This is a genomic window from Alteribacillus persepolensis, from assembly GCF_900099605.1.
Lineage (GTDB): Bacteria > Bacillota > Bacilli > Bacillales > Marinococcaceae > Alteribacillus > Alteribacillus persepolensis.
Genome location: NZ_FNDK01000014.1, coordinates 75,335 through 83,263, shown reverse-complemented (window position 1 = coordinate 83,263; position 7,929 = coordinate 75,335). Strand labels below are relative to the sequence as shown.

The 7,929-nt window shown below is 41.1% G+C and carries 7 protein-coding genes and 2 tRNA genes; all 9 read left to right on the top strand.

Annotation, left to right across the window (positions count from 1 at the left end; genetic code table 11):
* Nucleotides 1-79 precede the first annotated feature (79 nt).
* Nucleotides 80-155, top strand: a tRNA-Asp gene (locus tag BLT18_RS11705).
* Between the two features lie 99 nt (nt 156-254).
* A tRNA-Phe gene (locus tag BLT18_RS11700) sits at nt 255-330 on the top strand.
* Nucleotides 331-580: 250 nt separating this feature from the next.
* Nucleotides 581-733, top strand: a complete 153-nt coding sequence (locus tag BLT18_RS18235) for a hypothetical protein (protein ID WP_175487485.1) — start codon at nt 581-583, stop codon at nt 731-733.
* Entirely contained in the window at nt 726-1,433 is a 708-nt protein-coding gene (gene yycF, locus BLT18_RS11695) for a response regulator YycF (RefSeq protein WP_091274174.1), read from the top strand. The genes BLT18_RS18235 and yycF overlap by 8 nt, the downstream gene beginning before the upstream one ends.
* 2 nt (nt 1,434-1,435) lie before the next feature.
* Nucleotides 1,436-3,262 carry a cell wall metabolism sensor histidine kinase WalK gene (gene walK, locus BLT18_RS11690; RefSeq protein WP_091274172.1) on the top strand — a complete coding sequence of 609 codons (1,827 nt, stop codon included), beginning with the start codon at nt 1,436-1,438 and terminating at the stop codon, nt 3,260-3,262.
* Nucleotides 3,259-4,593 (top strand): YycH family regulatory protein, encoded by a 1,335-nt coding sequence (locus BLT18_RS11685; protein ID WP_091274170.1) that lies wholly within the window; start codon nt 3,259-3,261, stop codon nt 4,591-4,593. Before walK ends, BLT18_RS11685 begins: the two co-directional genes overlap by 4 nt.
* Nucleotides 4,580-5,416: a two-component system regulatory protein YycI gene (locus BLT18_RS11680; RefSeq protein ID WP_175487484.1), complete on the top strand. Its 837-nt coding sequence runs from the start codon at nt 4,580-4,582 to the stop codon at nt 5,414-5,416. The genes BLT18_RS11685 and BLT18_RS11680 overlap by 14 nt, the downstream gene beginning before the upstream one ends.
* A gap of 31 nt (nt 5,417-5,447) precedes the next feature.
* Nucleotides 5,448-6,242, top strand: coding sequence for an MBL fold metallo-hydrolase (locus BLT18_RS11675; protein ID WP_091274166.1), 795 nt, complete (start codon nt 5,448-5,450; stop codon nt 6,240-6,242).
* A gap of 282 nt (nt 6,243-6,524) precedes the next feature.
* Nucleotides 6,525-7,760 carry a S1C family serine protease gene (locus tag BLT18_RS11670; protein ID WP_091274164.1) on the top strand — a complete coding sequence of 412 codons (1,236 nt, stop codon included), beginning with the start codon at nt 6,525-6,527 and terminating at the stop codon, nt 7,758-7,760.
* The last annotated feature ends 169 nt before the right edge of the window (nt 7,761-7,929 follow it).

The window sequence follows — 7,929 nt, the reverse complement described above, 5'->3', positions numbered from 1 at the left end:
GGAAGGAGCGTACAACAGTACGTGACCTGACTGAAAGACTGAAGCTGACGAAGAGATTCGCAGATTATTTTTCAAAAAAGGGCCTGTGGTGTAGCGGTTAACATGCCTGCCTGTCACGCAGGAGATCGCGGGTTCGATTCCCGTCAGGCCCGCCATTACATAAAATAACGGAATAAGTTATCTTGGACTGTTAAAATGGGAAATTTTCTAAATGTAAGTCGAAATACAAATGATAGAACATTGCTTTGTTACATGGCTCGATAGCTCAGTCGGTAGAGCAGTGGACTGAAAATCCTCGTGTCGGCGGTTCGATTCCGTCTCGAGCCACCATTGAAAGCAATAACAACGTCTGGATAGAGATCCAGGCGTTTTTTGTATAAAGGTAAGATAGTATAAAAGCTTGGTGTTTTCATGGTTTAGCGCAAGCGCCCAGCCGTTCAGACGCACACGACGCGGGTCGGTTCACCGTAGCCGAATGTCCCTTTTTCAAGGCGCTTGCCCTTTTCTTTGAATAATGAAAATGATATGTAATCACCTGTCTGTAGCAGCCTATGTTACAATAAGAAGAGGTTTAAACAACGTGAAAAACGGAAATGAACGGATAGGTTCATCCTGTGCGTTGTTGCTGGTTGTACACATACACGGAGCATCCGTAGATGAAAATAAACATAGTGAGCAAATTCATCCCAGCAACTTATTCTCTAAAGAAATGGAGCGGTTATGGAATGGATGAAAAAATTTTAGTGGTAGACGATGAACAACCAATTGCTGATATATTAGATTTCAATCTAAAAAAAGAAGGGTTCCAGGTAGATGTCGCGTATGACGGCAACGAAGCGTTGGAAAAGGTTCATGCGTTTCAGCCTGATATTGTTTTATTAGACATTATGCTTCCGCATAAAGATGGCATGGAAGTATGCCGTGAAATACGAAAGAACTATGATATGCCTATTATCATGTTAACAGCAAAAGATGCTGAAATTGATAAAGTACTCGGTCTGGAATTAGGGGCCGATGACTACGTCACGAAGCCGTTTAGTACGAGAGAGCTCATTGCACGCGTAAAAGCAAATTTAAGAAGACTTCAGTCTATTCCTGATGACCACGCATCGAAACAAAAGAAAATTGAAGTCGGTGATTTAACGATAGATCCTGATGCATATCTTGTCTCCAAAAGGGGACAGCCCGTTGATTTGACTCATCGCGAATTTGAACTCATACATTATTTAGCTCGTCACATTGGACAAGTGATGACAAGGGAACATTTACTTCAAGCTGTTTGGGGCTATGATTATTTTGGGGATGTAAGAACAGTAGACGTGACAGTGAGAAGACTCCGGGAAAAAGTAGAGGACAATCCAAGCTATCCAATGTGGATTGTGACAAGACGAGGGGTCGGTTATTACTTAAAACATCCTGAACAGGAGAAGTAAGAATGAAGATAATCGATTTTTTTAAATCGATTCATGTCAAAATGATTTTTATTTTTATGCTGCTGATTTTTATAGCTATCCAAGTAATTGGTGTGATTTTTACGAGAGAGCTGGAAACACAGCTGGAAGATAATCATTTTGATATGTTGAAGGAACGAGCAGATTTGCTGGAGTACAACGTAAGACAGGAAATGACACGGGATCGTGACAGTGAAGAAGAGCCGCTTGAAGATGATATTCAGGACCTTCTGCAGGAATTTTTCTCGATAGAAGACTCAGAAGTTCAAGTTATTGGCCCAAATAGAGAAGTACTTGGCACATCTGATTGGGGCAATCAGGATATTGTTGGCCAGCAAAGTACCAATGTCCGTGTAGAGCGAGCGTTATTAGGACAAGAAGATAGTCCCATGTTGAGAGATCTTGAAACGGGAGATCGCATACAGGTTATTGCTCAACCCGTGGATGCGGACGGAGAAGTTATTGGAGCTATTTATATTGAAGCGTCCATGGAAAATATTTATCAAGAGATGGAAGAAATTAATAGCATATTTGTGACAAGTACTGTCATTGCGCTTGTAATTACTGCAGTGCTGGGAGTTCTGGTATCACAAACGATTACCAGACCTATTGTTGACATGCAAAAACAAGCTAAAGTGATGGGAGAAGGAGATTTTTCCAGACGTGTGCGTGTATACGGCCAAGATGAAATTGGCCAGTTAGCTGAGTCGTTTAATGCATTAACATTGAATCTAAAAGATGCTCATGCCAACACAGAAGGAGAGCGCAAAAAATTAAGCTCTGTCTTAACGCATATGACGGATGGAGTGATTGCTACAGATGAATTAGGACGAATAATTTTAATGAATAAACGAGCAGAACAGTTGCTGCGCGTCGATTCTCATCTTGTACTTGGCAGCTCTCTTCCTGAAGTGCTCCGCTTATCGGAAACTCTTTCACCGAGTGATTTATATGACTACGATGAAGCAATCCTGCTAGACGTTAGTGATGATAACCATGAATTTTTGATTGAAGCTAATTTTTCTGTCATTCGCAATGAAGATGGTCCTGTAAATGGCTTGATTACTGTATTGCATGACGTGACAGAACAAGAAAAAATAGAACGGGAGCGCCGTGAATTTGTAGCGAATGTTTCTCATGAACTGCGAACGCCACTTACAACTATGCGCAGTTATTTAGAAGCGTTAGAAGATGGGGCATTGTCAGATGAACAATTAGGTCCGCGTTTCTTATCGGTTACACAAAATGAAACGGAACGTATGATCCGGCTTGTGAATGATTTGCTGCAGTTATCAAAAATGGATAGTGATGACTTACAATTAACCTTTGAGTTTGTCGATATTAGTGCACACTTGCGTCACATTGCAGAGAGATTTGAAATGTTGACGAAAGATCGAAACATTGACTTTGTTAAAAATATTCCAGAGCATGCGGTGTATGTTTCGATGGATAAGGATAAGATGACACAAGTGTTTGATAACATTGTTTCAAATGCCGTTAAGTACTCGCCTGATGGCGGTATCATTTCGGTACAAATGTTTACGCGTTCACAGGTTGTTGATATAGAAATAACCGACCAAGGTGTAGGGATACCAAAAGAAAGTCAAGAGAAGATTTTTGATCGTTTTTACCGAGTAGATAAAGCAAGAGCACGGAATCTTGGCGGATCTGGACTGGGCTTAGCGATTGCTAAAGAGTTGGTACAGGCTCATGGTGGAGATATTACAGTTGACAGTGAATGGAAAAAAGGAACAACGATTTCTGTGACACTTCCTTATACCGTGAATGAAAAAGCGGGTGTTAATGAATGATTGAGCGTGTGAAATCCTGGACATTAACGATATTGATTGCGACAAGTGCTGTACTAACATATCAACTCTGGACGTTTCAGCCCAACCTGGATTATTTAGACGAGTCGGGATATGTGCCGAGTGAAACATCAGGAGAAGAGCTGGCTTTAAATGATGTCATTTGGCCGGAGCAGCTTATTTTTCACGATGGACTCCATCAAGTAAGCCTGGATGGACATGAGAATCTATTTGCTAGATTTTATAACGATTTTTTGGATGCCCGAGTGGAAAATATTACACTGCATCAAAACGTGGAAGCAGATGACATGTATGAGGGGCAGCGAATAGCAGAAGTTATTTACCCAACGGCCATTCCTGGTGATGTGGTTAATAGTGTATTAAATATTGAAGATGACATCCCTTATTTGTCGATTGATATGGTCGACCGGATTTTACTGGTAGATAACGGCGGCGAAAGCGAAAACTTGGTAGTGAGGCTTGTGTCATATGGGGAACAGATTATTCTAGAAGGAGAAACAAATTTTAGCATGTCCGATTTCAGGGATATATACTTGGAAGGCATTGACCAATATCCATCAGTGTTTTCGTATGAAATACAAAATAATTCGTCTCTAACGGAGTTCATTTATTTACCCGAAGAATCTGTAACGTACACTACTCTTTCAGATACGTTTTCAGAAATGAATTATAATGTATTTTTGCGTTTGTTATTTAATGATACAGATTACGTTAAACAATATCATCAAGATAATCGAGAAGCCTCATTTACGGACGGAAACCGGATGATGACATTAGAAGATAACGGTCACTATCTTCAATATATCAACCCTGTGTACAGTGAAAATGTTCAGGAGTCTCAGCAGCACGTTGTAGAAACAGGCTTTGACTTTATCAATTCTCGCGGCGGATGGACAGATACGTATCATTTATATGATTGGGGATACAGCAATCAAGAGGAGAATGTCTCTTATCGTATGATTGTAGCTGGTTTGCCTGTGTTTGAGTCAAGGGGCAGAGACTTGGCTTCCATTAATGTTACAAGAGCAGGTGGACAAGTCTCTCAATTTTCACGGCCATTATTTAATTTGGATGGCAGTCCCATTAATGCTAGGGGATCCATGGAACTTGCCCGAGGGGAGCAAGTGATTGCATTTGCCGAACAGCAATTTGATCCCGAGTCTATTGAGAACATACGAGTTGGTTACAAAATGGAGAAAACTGATAATGTGGTTGTCCGTCTAGAGCCAAGCTGGTATGTGAAATACGACGATGCGTGGTACCCAATTGACCCGGAGGAAGCAGAAGAGGAGGGGGAAAATGGATTGGAGTAGAACAAAAATGATCTTCATTGTAGCATTCCTCCTTCTTAATGCATTTTTGCTTTATCAACTTATTGAAAAAAAGAACGCGAGTGAGCTGAATGTGAGAGCACAGGCAACTGTCCGGGAAAGATTAGCAAATATGAATGTGCAAGTGACGGAGAATCTTCCAGATGAAAGAAGTGAGATTAGTCACATTGTTGGAAAGTCTGTTGATATACAAGAAGAAGTGACTGACAAAGTAGGTGAGGAGAACGTCCATGCCATCAGCGATAAGTTTATTGAGGTGAAACTAGAAGAACCTTTTGAAGTTTCATCTGATGTCACAGAAGACGTTACCCAATTTATGAACGAATATGTGTGGAATGCCGAGGAATATACGTATGATAGATGGAACAGCAATGACCGTCAAATGTTTTTCAATCAAATGTATGAAGAACAAACAGTGTATACGTATGGAGATGACCAGCTCGTCTTGTTTTTTAATGAAGACAATGAGATAGAAAGTTATGTGCAGAGCTATTTAATATTTGATGAAGAAGGGAAAGCAAAAGATATGCTCCCCCCTTACAGAGCCATTGACGTGCTGTTAAGAGAAAATATCCTGTCGTTTAATGATTATGTAAGCAAAGTGAACCTAGGCTACCACAGCCTGTTTAGCTCGGAGGGAGAAGACCAGGTCTTTGCCCCGATGTATCGAATAGAAATAAACGAAGAGAAAACGTATTTGATTCATGCCATTGATGGATCGATTCAAGATATGGATGAGGAATCAAATGATAATTCTAGTGAAGAGAAAACAGACACCGGCACAGGGGAAGCTGAGAATAATTAAACACGAGAGATACATGGAGTGAGAGACGGATATGGCTTTATCATTTAGTGTACTTGCAAGCGGCAGTACAGGAAATGCATTATATGTGGAAACAGAGAAACAAAGACTGCTGGTAGATGCTGGTCTGAGTGGGAAAAAGATACAAGGGTTATTTGAACAAATTAATAGGGATCCAAAACAGTTAGACGGCATTTTAGTGACCCATGAACACAGTGACCATATAAAAGGTGTTGGAGTGTTAGCTAGAAAATACGGCTTGCCGATTTATGCAAATGAAAAGACGTGGGGGGCGATGGAAAAGAGTATTGGAGCAATACCAGCTGAACAAAAATATGCATTGGAGCGCGGAAGCGTGCAAACATTTGCAGATCTTGATGTGGAACCATTTGCGGTTTCACACGATGCGGCTGATCCTATGTTTTTTGTGTTTCATCATAACGGAAAAAAGCTGGCACTAGCGACAGACATGGGGTATGTGAGTGAGAACACAAAAGGATTAATACAAAACTCTGATATGTTTATCTTCGAGTCTAATCATGACATGAATATGCTCCGCATGGGCCGCTATCCCTGGAACGTAAAACGCAGGATATTAGGAGACACCGGCCACGTATCTAATGAAGATGCTGCGTCAGCATTGGCAGAAGTTGTTGGAGAGAAAACAAAACGTGTGTATTTAGCCCATTTAAGTCAAGACAACAACATGAAAGATTTAGCGCGTATGACTGTGACACAGATTTTAAGAGAACGTGACTGCGGTGTGGAATATGATTTTCATTTATATGATACCGATCCGGGCAAAGCAACATCCCTAACAACGGTTTAAAAAGTGGAAGTGACAGGTTTAACGGGAGATGCAACAGGGAAAAACATATGAGAAATGTTGTAAAAATAACAAAATCTGCCTTGTATCTGGACGATACGATTTGCTTTTCAATAAAATAAGGTTACAACCATAATCATGCGTAAATTGTTTTCATTTGGGGAAATATACCTAGCAGTTAAGGAAAGATACAGTGCTGAAAAACCATGACATAACGCCGCCATCTGGCGAAAGAAGTTTGTACAAAGAGCGAGAACTTTTATAAACAGGAAGGTGTCGAAGGTTATGGGCTATTATAATGATCATATGGAAAATGAAAACAATCGATCAAGAAAGCGTCGTAGAAACACGGGATTAGCAGGTTTTGTTGGAGCTGTTATTGGTGCAGTACTTGTCATGGTGGCCATGCCGTTTTTGTCAGGAAATGGATGGTTTAGCAGTTCTGCTGGTGGACAAGAAGAAAACAATGCAGAAGAAGAAACTGTGCAGAACGATGAGCTGTTTGCCGGCGAACAGAATGTAAGTGTAAATGTTAATTCTGATATTACAGACGCGGTAAATAATGTTTCTGATGCAGTCGTCGGTGTTTTTAACTTGCAGCGTTCAGAGTTTTGGCAAGACGAGCAAGGAACACAAAACCAAGGTACTGGTTCGGGTGTTATTTATAAAGTAGAAGGCGACTCGGCTTTTGTTGTCACCAATCACCATGTTATTGAGGGTGCCAGTCAAGTAGAAGTAAGTCTTTCCGATGAACGACGAGTAGAAGCGGAGCTTGTTGGTTCTGATGTTTTAACGGACTTGGCGGTATTGCGAATTAGTGCAGAAGGTGTAGACACTGTTGCTGAATTTGGAAATTCAGAAAATGTTAACGTTGGCGAACCTGTTATTGCGATTGGGAATCCGCTTGGAGCTAATTTGTCCGGCACTGTTACACAAGGGATTATTAGTGCAACTGAACGCAGCATTCCAGTGGATTTAACAGGAGATGGCCGGCCTGATTGGAACGCAGAAGTGTTGCAGACAGACGCCGCTATTAATCCAGGGAACAGCGGAGGAGCTCTTGTTAACATAAAAGGCCAGTTAATTGGTATTAACTCCATGAAGATTGCGCAGTCATCTGTAGAAGGAATTGGTTTTGCTATTCCATCGGAAGTGGCTGTTCCAGTAGTAGAAGATCTTGAGACAAAAGGAGAAGTAGAACGGCCGCAAATGGGAATTGGTATTCGTTCTTTGTCCGAAATACCAAGTTATCATTGGCAGGAAACGTTACATTTACCACCTGATGTCGACAGCGGAGTGTTTGTTACAAATGTAGCTCAAGGCACTCCGGCGCAAGAAGCAGGTTTGCAGCAATATGACGTAATTACAGCAGTTGACGGACAAGATATTAGTAACGGGCATGATTTACGCACCTATCTCTATAGAGATGTAGAAATTGGTGACACGGTGGAAGTGTCCTTTTACAGAGATGGAGAACAGCAAACGACAGAGCTGACATTATCTGCTCAAAGAGATTTTTAACGGATACGTGTTGAATGTCGAACCACCAAGGGAGCTATTACCGCTCTCTTGGTGGTTTTTTGCGTGATGAACAGAAAAGGTGCAGTAAGATGTTTTATATCCAGTACAAGAGCAGCTTACGTTCAGGTATAAACGTAACATGCTCGTTTCAATTGCTACAGTATATACT